The following is a 500-nucleotide window of genomic DNA, read 5'->3' on the forward strand; positions in this document are numbered from 1 at the left end:
AATAGAAAGGTCCTACCGGACAATTAAAGATAACTGGATGAACGGTATTAATTGGAATGATTATGAATCTTTAGATGAATTAAATACTGACTTTAACAAATATCTAAATGAAAAATATACCAATATAATTCATTCTAGCATAGGGACAACCCCTAGAGCAAGATATATTAAAGATATTGACAGAATAAAATTTACGTCAGTTGAAGAGCTTGATAATCACTTTCTACACCGCGTAGCAAGGAAGGTTAATAATGATGCTACTATACAATTACTTTGCAACCAATTTGAAGTTCCTGCAAAATATATGGGACAGAAAATCAATGTAAGATATTCACCTATTAATTTGGACAAAGCCTTTATTTTTAATAAAAATAATAAAATAGTTGATGTTGTATATCCTCTTAAACGTGTAGATAACTCTAAAGTAAAAAGAAATGTTATTGATTATTCTAAGATAAACGGAGGTAAATAAAAATGTATAAAGCATATTGGGGAATGGA

Annotated in this window: 1 protein-coding gene; it reads left to right on the top strand. The window is 28.6% G+C overall.

Features of this window, described 5'->3' with window-relative positions:
* The coding region (locus KPL38_RS19485; RefSeq protein ID WP_216290778.1) for a Mu transposase C-terminal domain-containing protein at nucleotides 1-472 on the top strand (472 nt) is incomplete at its 5' end.
* Between the last annotated feature and the right edge of the window lie 28 nt (nucleotides 473-500).

Origin of the sequence: Clostridium psychrophilum, from assembly GCF_018861705.1 — a bacterium.
Classification (GTDB): Bacteria; Bacillota; Clostridia; order Clostridiales; family Clostridiaceae; genus Clostridium_AD; species Clostridium_AD psychrophilum.